The organism is Buchnera aphidicola (Aphis aurantii), from assembly GCF_039388985.1.
In the GTDB taxonomy this organism is placed as follows: Bacteria; Pseudomonadota; Gammaproteobacteria; order Enterobacterales; family Enterobacteriaceae; genus Buchnera; species Buchnera aphidicola_BL.
On record NZ_CP135021.1, the window covers coordinates 596,186 to 618,199 of the forward strand.

The window sequence follows — 22,014 nt, forward strand, 5'->3', positions numbered from 1 at the left end:
TATAACTAAAAATATTTAATTCAATATTTTATTTATAAAAGGATTTATAAAAATGAATTAAACCTAATGTAGAAGAATCAAAATGTTTGTTATTTTCTATATGAGAAAAATTTTCATAAATATTTTTAGCTAAATTTTTTCCTAGTTCTACACCCCATTGATCAAAACTAAAAATATTCAATAAATGCCCTTGAACAAATATTTTATGCTCATATAAAGCAATTAACATGCCTAAATTATAAGGCGTAATTTTCCGTATCAAAATAGAGTTAGTCGGTTGATTACCTTTGCATTGTTTAAATAAAAAACTTTTATCTAATTTATTTTTAAGATTTTTTTTATTTACTTCACCAAAAGATTTTTCTGATGTTCCAAAAGCAAGCGCTCTTGTTTGTGCAAGAAAATTAGATATTAATTTAATATGATGATTGTGTAAATTGTTGTGTGAAATTACAGGGGCAATAAAATCACTTGGAATTAATTTTGTACCTTGATGTATTAATTGAAAAAAAGCATGCTGCCCATTTGTTCCTGGTTCTCCCCAAATAATAGGTCCAGTTTCGTAAAGTATGTTTTCACCTTGTTTATCTATTGATTTACCATTTGATTCCATATTAGATTGTTGAAAATAGGCTGAAAATCGATGCATATATTGATCGTATGGAAATATAGCTTCTGTTTCAGAACCAAAAAAATTAGTGTACCAAATACTAATCAGAGCTAATATTATTGGTATGTTTTTTTCATATTCGGAAGTATAAAAATGGTCATCCATAGCATGAGCGCCATTTAAAAACTTTTTAAAATTATCAAAGCCAATAGATAAAATAATAGATAATCCTGCCGAAGACCATAATGAAAAACGACCACCAACCCAGTTCCAAAATTGAAAAATATTTTTAATATTAATACCAAAATTTAATGCATTTTTTATATTAGCTGATAAAGCAAAGAAATGTTTATCTAAACTTGAATTTTTTTTTGAACTTTTTAAAAACCATATTTTTGCACTATACGCATTAGTTATTGTTTCTTCGGTTGTAAATGTTTTTGATGCGATTAAAAACAGTGTTGTTTCAGGATTCACTTTTTTTAACACTTCAGTAAGATGAGTCCCATCTATATTTGAAACAAAATGTATATTTAAATGATTTTTGTATGGACGCAATGCTTCTGTTACCATATACGGACCTAAATCAGAGCCTCCAATACCTATATTGACAATATCTGTAATAGACTTTCCAGTATAACCTTTCCATTTCCCAGTAATGACTAGTTCTGAAAATTTTTTCATTTTTTTTAATACATGATTAACTCCTAACATAACATTATAATTATCTACAAAAATTGGTGAATTTTTTTTATTTCGCAAAGCGATATGTAATACAGGACGATTTTCTGTTTTATTTATTTTTTCCCCACAAAACATTAATTTAACTGCTTTTTTAACATCCATTTCCTTAGCTAAATTTAATAAATATTTTAAAGTATCTTCAGTAATTCGATTTTTTGAAAAATCAACTAACATTTCATTTTGAAAACAAATAGAAAATTTCTGAAATCTGTGAGAATCATGTAAAAAAAGATCTTTTAAATGCATATTTTTTACTGTATTGAAATGATTTTTTAAAATATCCCAAGATCTAGTTTGGGTGAAATTTTTATATTTCATTTGAATAATCTCTTAAACAATTTATAAATATTTAATTATTATACTATAATTTTAAAATGTCTAAAAATTATTAAAATTTCATAAAATTTTAATGTTTTAAAATACAAATGTTATATAATCAATAAGAACCTAATAAAAAAATAAAATTAAAACACTATGAAATTGAATAATCAAAATTTAATTTGGATTGATTTAGAAATGACAGGACTCAACCTTAAAATCCATCGAATTATCGAAATCGCTACTTTAATTACAGATAGTGAATTAAATATAATTGCAAAAGGACCCGTTATTGCTATTAATCAAACAGAAAAAAATATGTTACTAATGAATAGCTGGAATAAAAAAACTCATATGAAAACTGGATTAGTTGATAAAGTTAAAAAAAGCATTTATAATGAGTCAAAAGCCGAATCTAAAACAATATTTTTTTTAAAACAATGGGTTGATTCAAAAATATCTCCTATGTGTGGAAATAGTATTTATCAAGATCGAAAATTTTTAGCTAAATATATGCCAAATTTAGAAAACTACTTTCACTATCGTTGTATTGATGTAAGTACAATTAAAGAATTAGTATATCGTTGGCATCCAAAAATAAAAAAATTTAAAAAAAAAAACACTCTGCATTAGATGATATACAAGAATCAATAATGGAATTAAATTTTTATAAAAAAATATTTTTTAATATTTCCTACTAGATCAAAAAATAATGATAAATTAAATTTTTAAAAGTAAAGCTTGATTAATAAGTTTTATAAATATAAAATATTAAAATATAAATATTTTTGCGGGAATAGCTCAGTTGGTAGAGTACAACCTTGCCAAGGTTGGGGTCGCGAGTTCGAATCTCGTTTCCCGCTCCAGATATTACAATGAATATTGCTAAAAAATTAAGGAAAGTGTATGATTTTTCATTATCCCTGTAAATGGATAATTTTAGCTTGTTTATTAATGAATTTTCAAGGTAAGCTTCAAAAAAATATTACTGATAAAACCAAATTTCTAAAAACAAATATTTATCAAAAAAAAAAATATTTCTTTAAAAAATTTTAAAAATCAATTAACAAATACAAAAAAAATTACGATCTTAATAGATCCAGGACATGGCGGGCAAGATCCAGGATCCATAGGACATAAGGGACTGAAAGAAAAAGAAGTAAATTTAAACATTGCTATTCAATTAAAAAAATTATTAAATAATAATGAATTATTTCACGCTTTTTTAACACGTAATAATGACACTTACCTATCTTTAAAAAAAAGAAAAGATTTCTCCAAATATCGAAATGTAGATTTATTACTATCTATTCACGTAGATTCTTCAATGAAATCATATGTATCAGGATCATCAATTTGGATTGTATCAAATAATCGAATGCAGCGTGAAATTCATAATTTCATACAGAACAAAAAAGAAAAAATTTATCTTAATAAAAGTATTGAAGAAATATTTAAAAATAACAAAAATGATATATATTTAAAAAAAACTATTCTTGATTTGCAATTAAATGATTTTAAAACTATGGAAATTAACTTATCAGAATTTATATTTCAAGAATTAAAAAAAATTGTTAAAATTAATAAAATCAAACCACAATATGCTAGTCTAGGAATATTAAGCTCTATAAATACACCTTCTATTTTAATTGAAACTGGATTTATCACCAATTTCGAAGAAGAGAAAAAATTAAAAACAATTGCCTATCAAAAAAACATTGCTAATGCTCTTTATATTTCATTAAAAAATTATTTCCAAAAAAATCTATATCTAAAAAATAAATAAAATAGTTTTTTATCAAATATTTTTAAGCATCGAAATATTATTTAAGATGCTTAAATTGAAAAATTTTTATTTTACATGATCAATAAAAAAATGATAATTTTACATCGTTTCTTCTTGAGTTATTTTAAAACGCTTTTTAAATCTTTCAACACGTCCTCCAGTATCAATAATTCTTTGTTTTCCAGTATAAAATGGATGACATTTTGAACATATATCTAGATTTAGATTATGATTAACAGTTGAAAAAATTTCGATTGTATTTCCACATGAACAAGTAGCTGTTATCTGAGAATAATGAGGATGTATTTTTTTTTTCATAGAAAGTTTTCCTAAATGCATTAAAATATATATTCTATTATACAATCATTAATATATTAATTATTAATTTTTTTAAAAATAAAAAGCAAAATATGTACAAAAATCAAAACAAAATTAATTCAATGTATTTTAAAAATAAAAAAAAAAAAATCAAATTTAATAAATATAATTTGTTTACTATTTTACTCACAATAATTGTTTTTTTAACTTTTTTAAATATATTTTCAAAAAAAACAAATCATACAGAAAAAAAAGAACTTATTCAAAAAAAAGAAGATGAAAATACATTGCCTGATAAGCCAAAAGAAAGATGGAAGTATATTAAAAAATTAAAAAATTTATAAAATATATTATTCTTATATTTTCATTCATTAAAAATTTTAATATTACCGTTTTCAAAAATTTCAATTAACTGCTTAGTTGAAATAATATTAAATTTTTATACAAGTCTAAATACCAACGTTATTTTAAGAGGCTTTTCTTGTGACCACAATACTAAGTGTCAGATTAAAAAATAAAGTAGTAATCGGAGGTGATGGACAAGCAACTTTAGGCAATACTATTATGAAAAGTAATGTCAAAAAAATTAGAACTCTTTATCATGAAAAAGTAATTGCAGGTTTTGCTGGAGGAACTGCAGATGCATTTACTTTATTTGATATGTTTGAAAAAAAACTATCTATATATCAGGGCCAGTTGCAACGATCGGCTATTGAATTAGCAAAAGATTGGCGATCCGATAAAATGCTTAGAAAACTAGAAGCTTTATTAGCAGTGGCTGATAAAGACACTTCATTAATTATCACGGGCAACGGAGATGTAATACAACCTGAAGATGATTTAATTGCAATTGGATCTGGAGGAACGTATGCTCAATCCGCTGCTCGAGCTTTAATAGAAAACACCAACCTTAATGCTAAAACAATCGTAGAAAAATCATTAAAAATTGCCGCAAATATTTGTATATATACTAATCATATTTTTACTATAAAAGAACTACTGTCAGAAAAGTAAGGATTATTTATATGTCTGAAATGACCCCCCCCCAAATTGTTGCTGAACTTGATAAATTCATTGTTGGTCAGCAAAAAGCAAAAAAAGCAGTATCTATTGCGTTAAGAAATCGTTGGCGCAGAATGCAGCTAAATCATGAACTAAGACAAGAAATTACACCTAAAAATATTTTAATGATTGGACCTACCGGAGTTGGAAAAACAGAAATTGCTAGAAGATTAGCTAAATTAGCTAATTCTCCATTTATTAAAGTAGAAGCAACAAAATTTACCGAAGTAGGATACGTGGGAAAAGAAGTAGATTCAATTATTAGAGATTTAACAGATGCTGCTATTAAAATGATTCGTATTCAAAAAATTGAACAAAATAAAGTTAGAGTAGAAGAAATCGTTGAAGAAAGAATACTAGATATTTTAGTTCCAAGACCTAAAAATAACTGGTCAGAAAATGAAAAAAATGAAAGATTATTAAATACTTTACAAATATTTCGAAAAAAATTAAGAGAAGGAGTTCTTGATGATAAAGAAATTGAAATCAACTTATTATCTACTACTATGGGTGTTGAAATTATGGCGCCTCCCGGTATGGAAGAATTAACTAGCCAACTTCAATCTTTATTTCAAAATTTAGGAGGTCATAAAAAAAACACCAGAAGATTAAAAATTAAAGATGCAATTTTATTATTAAAAGAAGAAGAAGCATCAAAATTAGTTAATCTAGAAGACATTAAGAAAGAAGCTATTAATGCTGTCGAGCAACATGGAATAGTATTTATTGATGAAATTGACAAAATATGTAGACGTAGTGATATATCCGGACCTGATATTTCCAGAGAAGGTGTGCAAAGAGATTTACTCCCATTAATTGAAGGATGTACTGTATCTACAAAATATGGAATGGTAAAAACAGATCATATTTTATTTATTACATCTGGTGCATTTCAAACGTCTACACCTTCCGATTTAATACCAGAATTACAAGGTCGACTTCCCATTAAAGTAGAATTACAAGCGCTAACAATAGATGATTTTGAACGAATCTTAACCGAACCTACTGCATCAATTACAACTCAATATAAAGCACTACTAGAAACAGAAGGCGTGTATATACATTTTACTAAAGAAGGCATTCGAAATATTGCAGAATCAGCATGGAAAGTTAATGAATCCATGGAAAATATAGGGGCTAGAAGATTACATACAATATTAGAGAAGTTAATGGAAGATATTTCATTTCATGCTCGTGATAACATTGGAAATACAATTAAAATAGATTCAAATTATGTCAGCAAACATTTAGACAAATTAATATCGAACGAAGATCTTAGTCGTTTTATTTTATAAAACAATTAAAATATTTATCCATTAAACGTTATTAAAAATGGATGAATATTTTTTATTTATATATTAATATTGAAAAAGTAAAAAAAGATCATATATAATAAAAAAAACTTTTTTAAACCTTAAAAATATCATAAAAAATATATTTTATAATAAAAGGAGTTTTTTATGTCTTATCGTTCATTTTCTTTTTTACCAGATGTTAATCATAATAGTATTTTTTCAAATAGATTTAATCAAATTGATAAAATGTTTAGCACATTAACAGGGGAAAAACCACTTTCAGATTCACCATTGTATAACTTCATTCAAATAAATGAGAAAAAATATACATTAATATTAAGTGTTCCTGGATATGAAGAAAAAGAATTAGATATCTCTGTTCATAACAATCAACTTGTAATTCAAGGGAAAAAAGACAAAAATAATCAAAATAATAAAAAAATACAAAAATATTTACATAAAGATATTATATTTGGAAATTTTTCTTTAAGCTTTAATTTCGATTATAAAATACAAGTAAATAAAGCAAATTTATTTTTAGGATTGTTAGAATTAAATCTTGAATGTCAAATTCCAGATGAAGACAAACCTAAAAAAATATCTATTAATATTCCTAACAATACACAAATTAGAAACAAATCAAATATAAGTAATGTGTAAAAACAAAAAATTTTAGAAATCGTTGTACTTTATATTGTGAAAGTGCAACGATTTCCTAAAATAATTTAAATATATAGGAAATCTAAATGAACCCATGGATCGATGCAGAAATTTTAAAAATAAAAAAATGGACTAAAAATTTATTTAGTATTTTTTTAAAAGCAAATATATCAGAGTTTCAAGCTGGACAATTTACAAAATTAGCATTATTTGACAGTGATACAAATAAAAAAATTCAACGGGCATATTCATTTGTAAATGCTCCTAGCAATAAAAATTTAGAAATCTATATTGCACGTATTAAAAATGGAAAACTAAGCAATCTTTTATATAATTTAAAAAAAGGCGATAATGTTTTCATTAAAAAATATTCATTTGGATTTTTTATTTTAAACGAAATACCTACTTGTGAAATATTATGGATGCTTGCAACTGGAACTGCTATTGGTCCTTATTGTTCAATCTTAGAAGAAAATAAAGATCTGGATAGATTTAAACACGTTGTTTTGGTCCATGCTGTAAGGTATCAAAACGAGTTAACATATCTTCCTTTAATGCAAAAACTACATTCTAAATACAATGGAAAGTTAAAAATTCAAACTATAGTGAGTAGGGAAAAAAATAATAATTCTTTATTAGGAAGAATTCCTTTTTTACTACAAACTGAAATATTAGAAAAAAAAATTGGATTAGAAATGAATTGTAAAAATTCACATGTTATGTTATGTGGAAATCCAAATATGGTAAAAGAAACATGCTCATTATTACATACTCTCAAAAACATGAATAAACATTTAAGAAAAAAAAATGGTCATATTACTACGGAAAATTATTGGTAAATTTATTTAGCAACGATCAAAGGAAAATGAAATAACTTCCTCAATATTTTTTTTATTTAATGCAATCATTATTAAACGATCTATACCTATTGCAACTCCTGAGCACGGGGGTAAACCGTAATATATTGCGTTTAAAAAGTTGTTATCTATTTTTTGAAGAGTTAAATTCATTTCATATCTTTTCTTATTATTATTAATTAAACGTTCTTTATTTTCTAAATAATTTGTTAGTTCGTAAAATCCATTTCCTAATTCAATTCCTTTAAAAAATATTTCAAATCTTTCTGCAACACGATGATCTTTATTATTCACAGCGGCAAGCGAGGCTTGTGCTACGGGAAAATTATATATAAATACAGGTTTTTCTTGTCCTAGAAGAGGCTCTATTATTAGAGTAAATAACGTTTCAATTAATGTATTTAAATTTTTTTCAGAAAATGTCAAATGTGCTAAATTAAATTTTTTTGAAATTTTATGCAATTCAGAAAGTTGAGTAGAAAATGGATCTACATTTAAATATTTTATAAATACATCTTGATAAGAAATTTTTTCTGATTTTTTAAATTGTAAAACATCTTGAAAAAATAAATCTATTTGATAAATAAATTTTTTCATAGAACATGAATTTTGATACCATTCAAGAATAGTAAATTCTGGATTATGATATTGACCATATTCTTGATTTCTAAAACTATGACATATTTGATATATTGGTCCACTTTTAGCTGCTAACAAACGTTTCATATGATATTCTGGACTAGTTATCAACCATAATTTTAACTGATTTAAATTATTTTCTGAAGAAAAATAATTAGTTTCAAAAGGTATTAAATTTATATCGGTAACTGTCGCTTTGGATAATAAAGGAGTCTCTACCTCTAAAATTTTTTTTTCTAAAAAAAATGAACGAATTTTGGTAATAATTTCTGATCTTTTAACTAAATCTTGAATCGAAGCACTAGGTTTCCAACTTTTTTTCATATAATATCCCTTTTAAATTTATATAAAATAAAATTTTATATTTTATTACAATTTAAATATAAATCATTTACAAATAAAATAATAAAAAAATGAAAAAAACAGCAATATATCCAGGTACATTTGATCCAATCACATATGGACATTTAGATATTATAACGCGTGCAATAAAAATTTTTGATAATATAATTATTGCTATTTCTTGTACTAATTTAAATAAAAAAACTATTTTTAGTTTAAAAGAACGTATTGAACTGACTAGATTAGCAACTATGAATCTTAAAAATATAAAAAAAATAGTTGGATTCAACGATTTATTAGCTAATTTAGCAAAAAAAGAAAAAACTAATATTTTAATTAGAGGAGTACGTACAATATTTGATTTTGATTATGAAATAAAGTTAGCAGCTATAAATAAACAAATATATCCTGAATTAGATAGTATATTTTTACTATCATCTAAAGAAGTTTCATTTATATCATCATCTTTTGTTAAAGAAATCGCAAAATATAAAGGTAATGTAAAACCATATCTTCCAAAAGAAATACATTTTGCTTTATTAAAAAAAATTTCAAAAACATGATATTTTAAACTTTAATTTTTTAAAATAATAGGGTATAAAACCCTATTATTTTTTAATAAAATATTTTTAAAACATTAGTGCACAAAATATGAATGTTTTATTATTGGTGCTTGTGTATATGAAAAAATAACGCTTGTTTTTACTCCAAAAGAATGAGATTTTATTATTCCATTTCTATCAATAGAATTAAAATCAGACATATTGGTAGCAATTATTTTAATATTTCCATCCTCTAAATGAGTGATATCATAATAATTTTTTGCACGTAAAATACGAGCATTTTCTAATTCTGGATGTTCAGCAATTAATTTTAAATAAGATTCTTTTAATAATTTTGGATTTGCATATTGAGAAATAAATTTTTGCTCTATATCGTTAGTAATTAATTGTTTGAAACTTTTAATCATTTCTTCTTTTGTTGAAGAGGCGATTAGATGACCATCAATAAAAAAAACAGCAGAACTAAAATCAATCATAAAATATTTATTTAAATGTTCTGGAATCTCTAATTTTTCATATACATCTTGATAAGAAGAGATCGTTGTTCCATCTGCTTTCGGAGCTGTTGGAGCTTCAAAAACTGTCCAAATATTTTTATTATTTGCAAAATAATTATAATGAGATTTTTCAATACTTCTGTTCATTTTATCTTTAAATTTTTGATTTAGTTGTAAATTTTTTGTTCGTACATATAGATTAAAATTTTCATCTAAATCTTCTGGATACTGTATTTTAAAATTTTCTTCTTTTGGAATTTCAACGTTTAAATCAGGAAAAGAACTTTCATATTCCGGATGTTTAGGATTATGATTTAGTTTGTTAACTACTCTTAATCTTCCATTAATTCTTATTCTTTCAATTAAAGCATGTATAAATTTTTTTGAAGATTCAATGCTTTTTTTTAATTTTTTTACATATTTGATTAAATTATCGATTCTATCATTTACTGCTTTTGTAGATTCATCCATAGATGATCCCATAATAAATCGATAACCTGCATCAAATATATTTTTAAATGTAGTACCATTAAATAAATTTATAGCTTCATTTTTAATAAATTCATAAGTTTCGCAAACTTGCTTTTTAATTTCATGAATTATAGATTTAGCTAATTTTATAAAATCAATGCTATTAAATGTTTCTTTAATGCAATCTATTAACTGATTAAAAGTTTTTGGAAAAAATTCTAAAATAATTTGAAGAGTGGATTTAGAGGGGACTTCTTCAGTGTTTTCGGAAGATGTTGAGGAAGGTTGTTCAGAAGAAGTTTTTTTTTCACAGAGTTTTCTGTGTCTAATTGATAATCGATATCAATATCAATTTCATTATTTTCTATTGCTTTTTTTTTTATAATTTCTAAATCAGATAAGCATTTATCATATAACTTTTCTAATTTAATTAAATTCATCTCAGTTTTAGATGATTCAATAGTTATTTTTCCGTCTTTATTGCTGTTTTCTTTGTTGATTTTATTGTTTCGACTATCTTCTTCAATAGTTTTACGAATACGATCAAGATCTTTAGGATCTATTTTGATAGTTTCATGTTGTTCAAAAGATATTGGATTTAATTTATCAACTAGATTAACATTAGATGACATAATTTTTTTTCCTTTTTTAAACTTACACTATAAATTAAACTTCAGATTTATTTATAAGATTATTAAATTAAACTAAATATTTAACAATCATTATAAACTAAATTTTATCAAAAATTTATTATTTTATAAACAAATCAATTTTAAATATTTTGAAACCATATAAAATAAAAAATTTTTATTTTATATATTTTTAGATATTTTAAATCTATTTCTAAAAAAGTCAATTATTAATAACAAAAAAAATGAAATATTATGAATATATATTTAATTAAAAAAAATACTAATACCAGAATAGAAAAAATAATTAATGATTATAATATAAGACATGATGAAAATGCTTCTTTAAGTTTGATAATAAACAATAATACATTAGAATTATATAATCGATCAATATTTCACAAAAAAACTATTAAAGTTGATTTTTTATCTAAGCAAAATAATTATAGATGTTTAAAGTTTAAAAAAAAACATGAAGCTTTATATAAAGCATTAGGTATTAAAAAAAATTATTTTCCTTATGTAATTGATGCAACTGCTGGTTTTGGTAAAGATGCATTTTTAATGTCTTTTTGGGGTTGTTATGTTATTATGATTGAACGTAATCCGGTAATTGCTGCTTTATTGAAAGATGGATTGCAAAGAGCTTATAAAAATAAAAACATTGGAAATTGGTTAAAAAAAAGACTACATTTAATATTTTGTGATAGTTTTAAAATGCTTAATATGCCAATTTTAAAACCAGATATTATTTATTTAGACCCAATGTATCCTCTAAATAAAAAAAAAGCATTACCTAAAAAAAATATGCAAATTTTACGAAACATAATAAAAAATAGTGATAATTATGAAAATTTATTGAATATTTCTAGGAAATTTGCAAAAAAAAGAATTATTGTTAAGCGACCTTCTTACGCAAAACCTTTATTAGAAAACAAAGTAAAATTTTCAATAAATAATAAAAATAATCGTTTTGATATATATTTACCTTTTTGAGTAAATAGGAGTACAATTAATGCAAATGTACTCCTTGAAATAATTATATTATTTTCTATATTAATGATAATGTTACCCAATATAAAAAACTAGAGAGCAAAACTGAAACAGGTAATGTGAGCACCCAAGCAATAATAATATTTTTTATAGTGCTTTTTTGTATCCGGTTTCCATCAGCTAACATTGCGCCCGCGACTGATGATGATAAAATATGTGTAGTAGAGACGGGAATTCCTGTATAACTAGCTATTCCAATAGAAACAGAAGAAGTAATTTGAGCAGACATAGCCTGTGCATATGTCATTCTTTTTTTTCCTATTTTTTCACCGATAGTTATAACTATTCGTTTCCAACCAAACATCGTTCCTATAGATAAAGCTAATGCAATAATTATTATTATCCAAATTGGTGCATATTCTACTGTTTTAAGTATTTCTTTTTTAGTTTTATATAAAAAAATTTTTTCGCTTTCATTAATATTAAAACTAGTTATTTGATCAATATTTTCTGCAATACAAAGTAAAAAATGACGTAGTTGAAAACGTTGTTGTGTATTTAATCTTTTATAATTATATATATTATGTAACAAAATTTTTGTTTTTTTAATATTTTTTTTTATTTCAAAATAATTTAAATATAACTTATTGTCTATAAGTTTTTTTTTAATTATTTCTGACTGGTGATTTGAATAATATTTTGATAAATAATTAATGGAATTTTTTGTACAAACAATTTCTTTTTTAGAAGCTTCTAAATTTACTAAAAAGCTAGCCGGAATAATACTAATTAATACAAGCATAATTAGACCAATTCCTTTTTGACCATCGTTTGCGCCATGCGAGTAGCTTACACCAATAGACGATAAAATCAATGCTATTTTAATTAAAAGTGGTGGATTTTTTTTTCCATCTTTTTTTTCAAGTTCTAATGGAGTCATATGAATTTGATTACATTTTTTATATTTTCTCGTAATAAAACGTAAAAATAATATCACAATTCCAGAAATGACTAATCCTATAATAGGGGATAAAATTAACGATGTAAAAACATTTAAAATTTTAGGTATATTTAAAGAATCTATTAATGAAGATCCTGTAGTAACTCCGTTAATCAAACCAATTCCAATAATTGCTCCAATTAAAGAGTGAGAACTAGATGCAGGTAAACAAAAATACCAAGTAGATAAATTCCATAATATTGCGGCAAGTAAAATAGAAAAAACCATTGCAAGTGCGTGTTTTGAATTGCTATTTAATAATAAGTCATTTGGTAATAAATGAACGATAGTATATGCTACTGTTAAACCTCCAAGTACAACACCTAAAAAATTAAATATACCAGACATGATTACCGCGAGATTTGAAGACATAGCTCTGGTATAAATTAAAGTTGAAACAGCATTAGCTGTATCATGAAAACCATTAATAGCTTCATAGAATAAAACAAAAAATAAAGCTAAAAAAATAAATAAACTATGATTCAAGTCAGAATAAGAAAATAAATATAGCATAATATTTTAGCCATTTTGATGAATTGAACTAATCTTATTATCCTTGAGAAACTATCTTTTAGGAAAGTAAAATATAATATTTTTTTAAAAAAGATTTTCTTTAATTATTTTTTTTTAATTTTAAAGATAAAAATATTCCATAAATTAAAATAATTATCATAAAAATTGAAATTCCGAGCCATTTTGAATAAAACCAAAAAAAACCACTAAATGTACCAAATACACTGGAGCCTAAATAATAAAAAAATAAATATAAAGAAGTGGCTTGAATTTTAGCATATTTTGCGTGCGCACTTACCCAACTACTAGCAATTGAATGAGAGGCAAAAAATCCCCCTGAAAAAATTATCAATCCTACAACAATAATTATAATTTGATTAAATTGAGTAATTAATAAACCAAAAATCATTAGTAATAATGATATTGTCAATATTTTTCCTTTATTATATTTATTTATTAAAATTCCAGCTTTAGGAGAACTATAAACTCCAGTTAAATAAATAATAGATAAAAAACCTATACTAGATGAACTAAATGAAAAGGGTTTTAATATTAATCGATATCCAATATAATTAAAAATAGTAATAAAACTTCCCATTAATAAAAAACCTACTATAAAAAGAGTTAACAATGTCGGATTTTTTAAATGTAAAGAAAAATTATTAAAAAATTTTCTATAATTAATATTAATCGGAGTAAAATTTTTAGAAGATGGTAAAAAATATAAAAATAAAAAAGATGATATTAAAGAAAAAAAACCAATTATGAATAATGAAGTATTCCATGAAAAATTTTCTGCTATGATACTACTTACAATTCTCCCAAAACATCCGCCTATAGTATTGCCACTAATATACAATCCAATACAAAGCGATAATGAATTATAGTGAATTTCTTCCACTATATATGTAATAGTAATTGCAACAACTCCACTTAAAGACAATCCTATTAAAGCACGAAGAAAAATAATCATATTCCAATGATGCAAAGTTGAGCAAATGATCGTTAAAATCGAGGCTATTAATAAAGATGTAGACATAATTAATTTTCGTCCAATTGCATCTGATAAAGTACCAGTAAATAATGCACCTATAGCCATGGTTGAAGTTGTGGCAGATAAGGACAAACTACTTTCTGCAGCAGTCAAATAAAATTGTTTAGAAAATATTGGCAAAATTGATTGCACGCAATATAAAATCGAAAAACTAGAAAATCCAGCCAAAAAAAGAGAAAAAATAATTTGATAAAATTTTTTTGTATTTTTTTTAGTATATGTTTTTTTTTTAGTGATATTTTGATTTTTCAAAACTCTTAAAAACTCCTATTAATGAGAATCTATATAAAATTCTTATATATATATACAACCTTCATAGATATAATTTGCTGGTCCTATCATGTATAATGGATTTCCAAAACCTTCCCATTTTATTGATAAAATTCCACCTAATAATTCAACCTTAACATTATTAGAAAGCAGATTTTTAGCAATACCTACTGCAACAGCGGCGCATGCACCACTTCCGCAAGATTGAGTCTCTCCTTCATTACGCTCGTAAACTCTTAACTGAATATAATTTTTGTTTATAACTTTCATAAAACCTACATTAATTCCATCAGGAAAAATAGACTTTTTTTCTATTATTTTACTGATAGTTTTTACTGGTGCATTTTTTATAGATTCTACTTGAATAACACAGTGAGGATTTCCCATTGAAACTAAACTGCATAGCAAACTATTATTAATAATTTTTTCTGAAAAGTTATGCGGTTTAAATATAATTGGATTTGTTGCTGAATTTGATATAAAAATTGGTTCATTCATATTAACTTCAATTAAACTTTCGGAAATAAAATTAATAATTATATTTTTTTTATTGGTACTAAGATTAATTTTATTTGTGGTAATTAAACCTTTTAAAATTAAAAATAATCCTACACATCTAGCACCATTACCACATTGTTCTACTTCATTTCCATCAGAATTAAAAATACGATAATGAAAATCAAATTTACAATTATATGGTTTTTCAATTAATAATAATTGATCAAATCCTATTCCAGTATGTCTATTTGATAATTCTTTTATTTTTGACGAAGATATAACAAAATCTTGTGTAACTGATTCAATCACCATAAAATCATTACCTAAACCATGCATTTTAGAGAAATTAATTTTTTTTTTATAACTAGTTTTTAAGTACATGTAAAATTCCAATATTTTTTTTAAATTTTAAAGTTAAATAAAAGTTTTTAAATTTTATAAACTTTTAAAAACTCATTGAAGAATTAGGAAATATTTATGCCAACTAAAATAATTTTTAATCAAAAAAACAACTTTTACAAATTAATAGATGAACTATTCCTTAAGATTGAAGATAATTTAAATTTATATATTGATAAAATTGATTTTGATTATGAAATACAAAATTATATGATAACTATTACTTTTTCAAATAAAAGCGTAATTATAATTAACAAACAAGAGTTTTTGCAACAAATTTGGTTAGCCTCAAAACTAAATGCATATCATTTTAACTATTATTCTGGAAAATGGATTTGTAATCGAAGTAACAAAAATTTTTGGACAATCTTTCAAAAATCTTTTTCTATACAATCTAATCAAAATTTAACGTTTTATAATATTTAAAATATTTTAAAATAATTTAAAGTCGATTGTCGCTAATTACATATTTTATTATGATTTCATAATCATTTTTATATAAAATATTTTATACTAAATATGAATAGTAATATGAACAAAAAAATATTAAGAATTGCTACTAGAAAAAGTCCTTTAGCTTTAGAACAAACTAAATATGTTACAAAAAAAATATTATCTTTATATCCAGAATTAATTATACAATTAGTACCTATAGTTACACATGGTGATAATATTTTAAATAAATCACTTTCAAAAATTGGAGGAAAAGGACTTTTTATAAAAGAATTAGAGTTTGCTTTACTTGAAAATAGAGCAGATATTGCTATACACTCCATGAAAGATCTTCCAATTCATATTACTAAAGGATTGTGTTTAATCAGTATATGTAAAAGAGGAAACCCATTAGATTCATTAGTTTCTAATAACTATCAATCGATTAATCAATTACCTAAAGGAGCAACAGTTGGAACGTCTAGCTTAAGAAGACAATGCCAATTAATTACGTATAGACCAGATTTAGTAGTTTCTCCTTTAAGAGGAAATATAGAAACAAGAATAGCTAAATTAGATCAAGGTCAATATGATGCGATAATTTTAGCAACCGAAGGATTAAATAGATTAGGTTTGAAACATCGTATTACTCAAATTATACCAGCTGAATTGTCATTGCCTTCATGTGGACAAGGGGCTATTGGGATTCAATCTAGATTGAATGATAAAAAAATGCTGTTTCTTTTATCACGTTTAAATCATATCAATACTTTTACTGAAATAAATATAGAACGTGCATTTTGTAAAAATTTAGAAGCAGGCTGCCAAATTCCCATTGGAAGTTATGCAATTCTAAAGAAAAATAAAATTTGGCTTAGAGGATTAGTTGGTTCACCTGACGGGGCTATTATATTAAAAGGAGAAAGAATTGGGTGGTGTGATACTTCAGAAGCCATGGCAAGTTCTTTGGCTAATGAATTACTTAAAAACGGTGCTCGTAAAATTCTTGATGATATTTATACTACCAATTAAATTTAAAATGAAAATATTAGTGATGAGACCTTCTCCTGAAGGGGAAAAATTAGTAAATATATTAAATAATATGGGAATTTTATCTTGGCATTTTTCTTTGTTTAACTTTTTACCGAGTTTAAGTTCAATCAGCTTATCAAAAAAAATTTATGAATTATATACGTCAGATATAATTCTTTTTTTTTCTAAAAAATCTGTTTATTATACAAACTTATATTTAAATCAAAATAATCTTCATTGGCCTATTGAGCCTGATTACTACACTATTGGACAAGGCACTGCTATTTTTCTCAATAAATATATTAAAAAAAAATTTTATTTCCAAAAATTTCAGAAAATAGTGAAGCTTTATTAGAACTTCTTTATAAAAAAAATCTACGATCATCTAAAATAATTTTAATGAAAGGAGAAAATGGAAGACAATTAGTAGAAAAAGAGTTAACACAAAAAAATTTTGATGTATCCATTATAGAATGTTATAAAAAAGTTTTTAAAACAATTAACAACCACATTGAAGTAAAAAAATGGCGTTCTTATCAAATTAATACATTAATAGTAACTAGTGGTGAAATTTTAAATAGATTAAATGAAAAAATAAATTTTTTAAATAAACATGAATGGCTATTTAAATGTAAAATATTTGTTGCAGGAAGTAGATTAAGTGAAATAGCTAAAAAAATAGGATGGAAAGACATCGTAATATCTAATTATGCTGATAACAACAATTTATTAAATATTATTAAAAAACATAATTAAGTTTTTCGGCGAAAGAGGATTTGAACCTCTGACCTACTGGTCCCAAACCAGTTGCGCTACCAAGCTGCGCTATTCGCCGTTTTTAAATTTTGGGGTGGCTAATGGGATTTGAACCCATGACCACTGGAATCACAATCCAGCACTCTACCAACTGAGCTATAGCCACCAAATAAAAAAATATATTTTATTTATAAAGTGCGCTCGACAGGATTTGAACCTGGTACCTCTACCTTCGGAAGATAGTGCTCTATCCAAATGAGCTACGAGCGCATTTATAAAATATAAATTAAATTTTATGACTAATCATTATTATTGTCCAGCTTTTTTTTATACAATTTTAAAAATGCAACAATATTTTTAAAAATTTAATTATATGTATTAACACTCTATGAATGTTAAATATCTTAAGAGCGTTTCATCATATCAAAAAATTCATCGTTCGTTTTAGTCATAGATAATTTATTTAATAAAAACTCCATTGCGTCTATTTCAGTCATAGGATGAATAATTTTTCTCAATATCCACATTTTTTGAAGTTCATCCGGTAAAGTAAGCAATTCTTCTTTTCTAGTTCCAGATCTATTATAATCAATTGCAGGAAAGACTCGTTTTTCTGCTATTTTTCTGGATAATGGTAACTCCATATTACCTGTTCCCTTAAATTCTTCATAAATAACTTCATCCATTTTTGAACCAGTATCAACTAATGCAGTGGCAATTATAGTCAAACTACCACCTTCTTCTACGTTGCGAGCAGCGCCAAAAAATCGTTTTGGCCTGTGTAATGCATTTGCATCAACGCCTCCTGTTAATACCTTTCCAGAAGCTGGTACAACAGTATTATAAGCTCGTGCTAAACGAGTAATAGAATCAAGCAATATAATAACGTCTTTCTTATGTTCTACTAATCGTTTAGCTTTTTCAATAACCATTTCTGCCACTTGTACATGTCTTGATGCAGGTTCATCAAAGGTTGAGGCAACTACTTCACCTTTAACTAATCTTTGCATTTCAGTAACTTCTTCTGGTCTTTCATCAATTAATAATACCATTAAAACACAATCTGGATGATTATAAGCTATACTTTGTGCGATGTTTTGCAATAATATGGTTTTTCCAGCTTTCGGAGGAGCTACAATTAAACCTCTTTGCCCTCTTCCTATAGGTGAAGCTAAATCTAATACTCTTGCAGTAAGATCTTCTGTAGAACCATTTCCTCTTTCCATTCTAAGACGAGAATTGGCATGTAAAGGTGTTAAATTTTCAAATAAAATTTTACTTCTGGCATTTTCAGGTTTGTCATAATTCACTTCATTAACTTTTAATAAAGCAAAATATCTTTCACCTTCTTTAGGTGGTCTTATTTTTCCGGAAATAGTATCACCAGTTCTTAAATTAAATCTTCGAATTTGACTGGGTGATACATATATATCATCAGGACCAGCTAAATAAGAACTATCCGCAGAACGAAGAAATCCAAATCCATCTTGTAATATTTCCAAAACTCCATCTCCAAATATATCTTCTCCACTTTTTGAATGTTGTTTAAGGATGGCAAAAATAATATCTTGTTTACGCATACGCGCTAAATTTTCCAACCCCATTTTTTCACCAAGAATAATTAATTCGGAAACTGGCATATTTTTAAGTGCGGTAAGATTCATAATGGTGGGTTCTTAGTAAAATCGGGGTAAAACTTGAAATGATGATTTTGACATAATATATAATTTATTAATAAATTTTAAAAAAGTTTAATTATTAAATTAAAAGTTAATCAGTTTGCTTAATATTTTCATTTAAAAATGTTTGAAGCTGCAATTTAGAGATTGCTCCAATTTTAGTCGCGAGAACCTGACTTCTATGAAACAATAGCAATGCAGGAATTCCTCGAATAGAATACATAGGCGCTGTTTTTGGGTGCTTTTCAATATTCAATTTTCCGACTTTAATTTTATTCAAATATTCGAGTGCTATTTCTTCTAAAATCGGTGCTAATATTTTACATGGATTACACCATTCTGCCCAAAAATCAACTAATATAAAATCTGTTGATTTTAAGACTTTTTCTTCAAAATTTTGATCAGTTAATTCAATGATATTATGCATTTTTTGTACTCTATAAAAAAAAATAAGATTCTAAAAATTTTATTTTGTATAAATATATTTATAATATTATCATTTTTAAAAATCGATTTAAACTAAAATTATAGAATTCTGTATTCTATCATACTTTAAAAAAAATTATTTTTTTGTTTTAATTATTCAACTTAAGCAATTTATTTTTTTCTATTGCCAATCGAGTTGGTTAAAAAAAATTTTTGCTCCCAATGTAAATCTTCCTCAGGAAGTTCAAATAAAAACCTACTAGGTACAGTAAATAGTTTTTGACCATATTTTATTCTAGTTTGGCAATATGTTAAAAATAATTGTTTTTTTGCTCTAGTCATACCCACATAAGTTAATCTTCTTTCTTCTTCTATGTTATTTTCATTAATACTTTTTACATTAGGCAAAATTCCTTCACTCATTCCAATAATAAATACAGAAGAAAATTCTAATCCTTTCGATGAATGTAGTGTCATTAATTGAACTTCATTAGCATCTGAAGGTTTTTTTTCGTTATTAATTATATCACGAAGCGTCATTTTAGTTATTATTTCTAATAAATTCATAGGTTTTTCAAAATTACTTCCCTTTATTAAACTTTTAACCCAATTAGATAACATATAAATATTGTTTATACTTGCTTTTATTTTTTCTGGTTCTTTTAAGAATTTTGATAACCATGATTCATATTCAATATCATGAATAATAACATCTAAAATATTAGACGGTTTCGAAACAGCTAATAAAGTAATTTTTTTTATCCAAGAAATAAATTCATTTATTTTATTTACTGTAGATACTCGTAAAACATTTTTTATTTCTGGATCACTGCTAATTTGAAAAAAACTTATTTTTCTTTTAATAGCAAGTTTTTCTATTTTGTTAAGTGTAGTTATTCCTATTCGGCGACATGGAGTATTTAATACTTTTGCAAAAGCATAATTATCATTATGATTGATGATTAAACGAAGATAACTTAGTAAATCTTTAATTTCAGGTCTCGAAAAGAACGACAAATTATTAGAAATATTATAAGGAATATTTCTTTTTAAAAAAATTTTTTCAAGAATTTGAGATTGATAATTTCCACGATATAATATGGCATAATCTTTATATTGTATTTTATCTGTAGAACATTGAAAAATAATTTTTTCTGCTATTTTTTCTGCTTCAACTTCTTCATTTTTACCAATGATAACATTTATTTTGTTTCCATATTTTAATTTAGAAAATAATTTTTTTTTAAAATAATTTGGATTATATGAAATTAATTTATTTGCAGCTTTCAATATTCTACCATAAGAACGATAATTTTGCTCCATTTTTATAACTTTCAAATTAGGAAAATCTTTTTTTAATAAAAAAATATTTTGAGTTGTAGCACCTCTCCAGGAATATATTGATTGATCATCATCTCCAACTAAAGTAAAATTAGAATTTACATTTGTTAACATTTTAATTAGCTCGTACTGACTGCTACTAGTATCTTGATATTCATCTATTAATAAATAAGTTATCTTTTTTTGCCAGCGTTTTTTTATAATTTTATTTCTTTTAAATAATAATGTTGGTATACAAATTAAATCATCAAAATCTAATATATTTGACTCATTTAAATAATTTTCATATTTTTTATAGAAATACGCAAAATCTTTTTCTTGACTAGATTTCGATACAAGTTCAACATCTGCAGGTGTATAAAATTTATTTTTCCAATAAGAAATCATACAAACTAAATTTTTTAGTAATTGTGTATCATTTTTATGATTAGTAATTTTTTTTAGTAATGTAATTTGATCTTTTTCATCAAATAAGGAAAAATTTGAATCTAATTTTAAAAAATCTATTTCTTTTTTAATAATTTTTAATCCAAACGAATGAAATGTTGAGATAACTATTTGTTTTATCTGGGAAATATTTAAGTATTTTAAAAGTCGAAGCTTGATTTCATGAGCAGCTTTGTTAGTAAAGGTTAAAGCAATAACATTCTTAGGTTCATATTGACAATATTTTATTAAATAAATAATTTTATTAATAATTACTTTTGTTTTCCCAGAACCAGCCCCTGCTAATATTAAACAGGGACCATAGATAAGTTTTACAGCATTTTCTTGGATATCATTAAGAGGCATAATCAAATAGTAATCTAATAATTAAATAAAAGTTCTTA

The 22,014-nt window shown here is 24.6% G+C and carries 23 protein-coding genes, 4 tRNA genes and 1 pseudogene; 14 read left to right on the plus strand and 14 right to left on the minus strand.

What is annotated here, in order from left to right:
* Positions 1-28: 28 nt before the first annotated feature.
* Positions 29-1,672: a glucose-6-phosphate isomerase gene (gene pgi, locus RJT32_RS02870; RefSeq protein ID WP_343154226.1), complete on the minus strand. Its 1,644-nt coding sequence runs from the start codon at positions 1,670-1,672 to the stop codon at positions 29-31.
* 156 nt (positions 1,673-1,828) lie between these two features.
* On the opposite strand from pgi, the pseudogene orn reads away from it, so the two are divergent.
* From orn to RJT32_RS02885, 3 genes and pseudogenes are all read left to right on the plus strand, one after another.
* Positions 1,829-2,373: pseudogene (gene orn / locus RJT32_RS02875) on the plus strand (oligoribonuclease).
* An 89-nt stretch (positions 2,374-2,462) separates the two neighbouring features.
* A tRNA-Gly gene (locus RJT32_RS02880) sits at positions 2,463-2,538 on the plus strand.
* Positions 2,539-2,801: 263 nt separating this feature from the next.
* A complete protein-coding gene (locus RJT32_RS02885) occupies positions 2,802-3,458 on the plus strand; it encodes an N-acetylmuramoyl-L-alanine amidase (RefSeq protein WP_343154544.1) in 657 nt (218 codons plus the stop codon).
* A gap of 99 nt (positions 3,459-3,557) precedes the next feature.
* Here the strand turns inward: RJT32_RS02885 and rpmE are convergent, their stop codons facing one another.
* The gene (gene rpmE / locus RJT32_RS02890; RefSeq protein WP_343154227.1) at positions 3,558-3,776 is read right to left on the minus strand and encodes a 50S ribosomal protein L31; all 219 of its coding nucleotides are present in this window, start codon (positions 3,774-3,776) and stop codon (positions 3,558-3,560) included.
* A 92-nt stretch (positions 3,777-3,868) separates the two neighbouring features.
* On the opposite strand from rpmE, the gene RJT32_RS02895 reads away from it, so the two are divergent.
* From RJT32_RS02895 to RJT32_RS02915, 5 genes are all read left to right on the plus strand, one after another.
* Positions 3,869-4,120 (plus strand): hypothetical protein, encoded by a 252-nt coding sequence (locus tag RJT32_RS02895; RefSeq protein WP_343154228.1) that lies wholly within the window; start codon positions 3,869-3,871, stop codon positions 4,118-4,120.
* Between the two features lie 139 nt (positions 4,121-4,259).
* Positions 4,260-4,790 carry an ATP-dependent protease subunit HslV gene (gene hslV / locus RJT32_RS02900; protein WP_343154229.1) on the plus strand — a complete coding sequence of 177 codons (531 nt, stop codon included), beginning with the start codon at positions 4,260-4,262 and terminating at the stop codon, positions 4,788-4,790.
* Between the two features lie 11 nt (positions 4,791-4,801).
* Positions 4,802-6,133, plus strand: a complete 1,332-nt coding sequence (gene hslU, locus RJT32_RS02905) for an HslU--HslV peptidase ATPase subunit (protein ID WP_343154230.1) — start codon at positions 4,802-4,804, stop codon at positions 6,131-6,133.
* 165 nt (positions 6,134-6,298) lie between these two features.
* Positions 6,299-6,793, plus strand: a complete 495-nt coding sequence (locus RJT32_RS02910; RefSeq protein ID WP_343154231.1) for an Hsp20 family protein — start codon at positions 6,299-6,301, stop codon at positions 6,791-6,793.
* A gap of 86 nt (positions 6,794-6,879) precedes the next feature.
* On the plus strand, positions 6,880-7,632 hold the full coding sequence (locus tag RJT32_RS02915) for an FAD-binding oxidoreductase (protein WP_343154232.1): 753 nt from the start codon (positions 6,880-6,882) through the stop codon (positions 7,630-7,632).
* Positions 7,633-7,638: 6 nt separating this feature from the next.
* Here the strand turns inward: RJT32_RS02915 and epmA are convergent, their stop codons facing one another.
* Positions 7,639-8,613 (minus strand): elongation factor P--(R)-beta-lysine ligase, encoded by a 975-nt coding sequence (epmA, locus tag RJT32_RS02920; protein WP_343154233.1) that lies wholly within the window; start codon positions 8,611-8,613, stop codon positions 7,639-7,641.
* Between the two features lie 89 nt (positions 8,614-8,702).
* Here epmA and coaD point away from each other — a divergent pair, with 89 nt between their 5' ends.
* Positions 8,703-9,194, plus strand: a complete 492-nt coding sequence (gene coaD / locus RJT32_RS02925) for a pantetheine-phosphate adenylyltransferase (protein WP_343154234.1) — start codon at positions 8,703-8,705, stop codon at positions 9,192-9,194.
* A gap of 74 nt (positions 9,195-9,268) precedes the next feature.
* Here coaD and RJT32_RS02930 read toward each other — a convergent pair whose 3' ends face one another.
* Both RJT32_RS02930 and RJT32_RS02935 read right to left on the minus strand, forming a co-directional pair.
* Positions 9,269-10,174, minus strand: a complete 906-nt coding sequence (locus tag RJT32_RS02930; protein WP_343154235.1) for a hypothetical protein — start codon at positions 10,172-10,174, stop codon at positions 9,269-9,271.
* Positions 10,175-10,380: 206 nt separating this feature from the next.
* Entirely contained in the window at positions 10,381-10,794 is a 414-nt protein-coding gene (locus tag RJT32_RS02935) for a hypothetical protein (RefSeq protein WP_343154236.1), read from the minus strand.
* Between the two features lie 252 nt (positions 10,795-11,046).
* Here RJT32_RS02935 and RJT32_RS02940 point away from each other — a divergent pair, with 252 nt between their 5' ends.
* Entirely contained in the window at positions 11,047-11,787 is a 741-nt protein-coding gene (locus RJT32_RS02940; RefSeq protein ID WP_343154237.1) for a class I SAM-dependent methyltransferase, read from the plus strand.
* Between the two features lie 55 nt (positions 11,788-11,842).
* On the opposite strand, the gene RJT32_RS02945 is transcribed toward RJT32_RS02940, so the two are convergent.
* The 3 genes from RJT32_RS02945 to dapF all read right to left on the minus strand — a co-directional run bounded on the left by RJT32_RS02945 (position 11,843) and on the right by dapF (position 15,500).
* On the minus strand, positions 11,843-13,297 hold the full coding sequence (locus RJT32_RS02945) for an inorganic phosphate transporter (RefSeq protein ID WP_343154238.1): 1,455 nt from the start codon (positions 13,295-13,297) through the stop codon (positions 11,843-11,845).
* Between the two features lie 100 nt (positions 13,298-13,397).
* The gene (locus tag RJT32_RS02950) at positions 13,398-14,603 is read right to left on the minus strand and encodes an MFS transporter (RefSeq protein ID WP_343154239.1); all 1,206 of its coding nucleotides are present in this window, start codon (positions 14,601-14,603) and stop codon (positions 13,398-13,400) included.
* A 42-nt stretch (positions 14,604-14,645) separates the two neighbouring features.
* Positions 14,646-15,500: a diaminopimelate epimerase gene (gene dapF / locus RJT32_RS02955; RefSeq protein WP_343154240.1), complete on the minus strand. Its 855-nt coding sequence runs from the start codon at positions 15,498-15,500 to the stop codon at positions 14,646-14,648.
* Between the two features lie 96 nt (positions 15,501-15,596).
* Here dapF and cyaY point away from each other — a divergent pair, with 96 nt between their 5' ends.
* The 4 genes from cyaY to RJT32_RS02975 all read left to right on the plus strand — a co-directional run bounded on the left by cyaY (position 15,597) and on the right by RJT32_RS02975 (position 17,738).
* Positions 15,597-15,944, plus strand: coding sequence for an iron donor protein CyaY (gene cyaY / locus RJT32_RS02960; RefSeq protein ID WP_343154241.1), 348 nt, complete (start codon positions 15,597-15,599; stop codon positions 15,942-15,944).
* 105 nt (positions 15,945-16,049) lie between these two features.
* Positions 16,050-16,982 (plus strand): hydroxymethylbilane synthase, encoded by a 933-nt coding sequence (hemC, locus tag RJT32_RS02965; RefSeq protein ID WP_343154242.1) that lies wholly within the window; start codon positions 16,050-16,052, stop codon positions 16,980-16,982.
* Positions 16,983-16,989: 7 nt separating this feature from the next.
* Positions 16,990-17,337 (plus strand): uroporphyrinogen-III synthase, encoded by a 348-nt coding sequence (locus tag RJT32_RS02970; RefSeq protein ID WP_343154243.1) that lies wholly within the window; start codon positions 16,990-16,992, stop codon positions 17,335-17,337.
* The gene (locus RJT32_RS02975) at positions 17,310-17,738 is read left to right on the plus strand and encodes a uroporphyrinogen-III synthase (protein ID WP_343154545.1); all 429 of its coding nucleotides are present in this window, start codon (positions 17,310-17,312) and stop codon (positions 17,736-17,738) included. The genes RJT32_RS02970 and RJT32_RS02975 overlap by 28 nt, the downstream gene beginning before the upstream one ends.
* 5 nt (positions 17,739-17,743) lie before the next feature.
* On the opposite strand, the gene RJT32_RS02980 is transcribed toward RJT32_RS02975, so the two are convergent.
* The 6 genes from RJT32_RS02980 to RJT32_RS03005 form a co-directional block, all read right to left on the minus strand.
* Positions 17,744-17,817, minus strand: a tRNA-Pro gene (locus tag RJT32_RS02980).
* Positions 17,818-17,828: 11 nt separating this feature from the next.
* Positions 17,829-17,904, minus strand: a tRNA-His gene (locus RJT32_RS02985).
* A 30-nt stretch (positions 17,905-17,934) separates the two neighbouring features.
* Positions 17,935-18,008 (minus strand) — tRNA-Arg (locus RJT32_RS02990).
* Between the two features lie 134 nt (positions 18,009-18,142).
* A complete protein-coding gene (gene rho, locus RJT32_RS02995; RefSeq protein WP_343154244.1) occupies positions 18,143-19,402 on the minus strand; it encodes a transcription termination factor Rho in 1,260 nt (419 codons plus the stop codon).
* Between the two features lie 106 nt (positions 19,403-19,508).
* A complete protein-coding gene (trxA, locus tag RJT32_RS03000) occupies positions 19,509-19,844 on the minus strand; it encodes a thioredoxin TrxA (protein WP_343154245.1) in 336 nt (111 codons plus the stop codon).
* 170 nt (positions 19,845-20,014) lie between these two features.
* A complete protein-coding gene (locus RJT32_RS03005; RefSeq protein WP_343154246.1) occupies positions 20,015-21,976 on the minus strand; it encodes a UvrD-helicase domain-containing protein in 1,962 nt (653 codons plus the stop codon).
* Positions 21,977-22,014: the final 38 nt, after the last annotated feature.

Excerpts from the sequence above, each read along its gene's own strand:
- pgi (WP_343154226.1), bottom strand. The coding sequence starts at position 1,672 with ATGAAATATAAAAATTTCACCCAAACTAGATCTTGGGATATTTTAAAA.
- rpmE (WP_343154227.1), bottom strand. The coding sequence starts at position 3,776 with ATGAAAAAAAAAATACATCCTCATTATTCTCAGATAACAGCTACTTGT.
- RJT32_RS02895 (WP_343154228.1), top strand. The coding sequence starts at position 3,869 with ATGTACAAAAATCAAAACAAAATTAATTCAATGTATTTTAAAAATAAA.
- hslU (WP_343154230.1), top strand. The coding sequence starts at position 4,802 with ATGTCTGAAATGACCCCCCCCCAAATTGTTGCTGAACTTGATAAATTC.
- RJT32_RS02910 (WP_343154231.1), top strand. The coding sequence starts at position 6,299 with ATGTCTTATCGTTCATTTTCTTTTTTACCAGATGTTAATCATAATAGT.
- RJT32_RS02915 (WP_343154232.1), top strand. The coding sequence starts at position 6,880 with ATGAACCCATGGATCGATGCAGAAATTTTAAAAATAAAAAAATGGACT.
- epmA (WP_343154233.1), bottom strand. The coding sequence starts at position 8,613 with ATGAAAAAAAGTTGGAAACCTAGTGCTTCGATTCAAGATTTAGTTAAA.
- coaD (WP_343154234.1), top strand. The coding sequence starts at position 8,703 with ATGAAAAAAACAGCAATATATCCAGGTACATTTGATCCAATCACATAT.
- RJT32_RS02930 (WP_343154235.1), bottom strand. The coding sequence starts at position 10,174 with ATGGGATCATCTATGGATGAATCTACAAAAGCAGTAAATGATAGAATC.
- RJT32_RS02935 (WP_343154236.1), bottom strand. The coding sequence starts at position 10,794 with ATGTCATCTAATGTTAATCTAGTTGATAAATTAAATCCAATATCTTTT.
- RJT32_RS02940 (WP_343154237.1), top strand. The coding sequence starts at position 11,047 with ATGAATATATATTTAATTAAAAAAAATACTAATACCAGAATAGAAAAA.
- RJT32_RS02945 (WP_343154238.1), bottom strand. The coding sequence starts at position 13,297 with ATGCTATATTTATTTTCTTATTCTGACTTGAATCATAGTTTATTTATT.
- dapF (WP_343154240.1), bottom strand. The coding sequence starts at position 15,500 with ATGTACTTAAAAACTAGTTATAAAAAAAAAATTAATTTCTCTAAAATG.
- cyaY (WP_343154241.1), top strand. The coding sequence starts at position 15,597 with ATGCCAACTAAAATAATTTTTAATCAAAAAAACAACTTTTACAAATTA.
- hemC (WP_343154242.1), top strand. The coding sequence starts at position 16,050 with ATGAACAAAAAAATATTAAGAATTGCTACTAGAAAAAGTCCTTTAGCT.
- RJT32_RS02970 (WP_343154243.1), top strand. The coding sequence starts at position 16,990 with ATGAAAATATTAGTGATGAGACCTTCTCCTGAAGGGGAAAAATTAGTA.
- rho (WP_343154244.1), bottom strand. The coding sequence starts at position 19,402 with ATGAATCTTACCGCACTTAAAAATATGCCAGTTTCCGAATTAATTATT.
- trxA (WP_343154245.1), bottom strand. The coding sequence starts at position 19,844 with ATGCATAATATCATTGAATTAACTGATCAAAATTTTGAAGAAAAAGTC.
- RJT32_RS03005 (WP_343154246.1), bottom strand. The coding sequence starts at position 21,976 with ATGCCTCTTAATGATATCCAAGAAAATGCTGTAAAACTTATCTATGGT.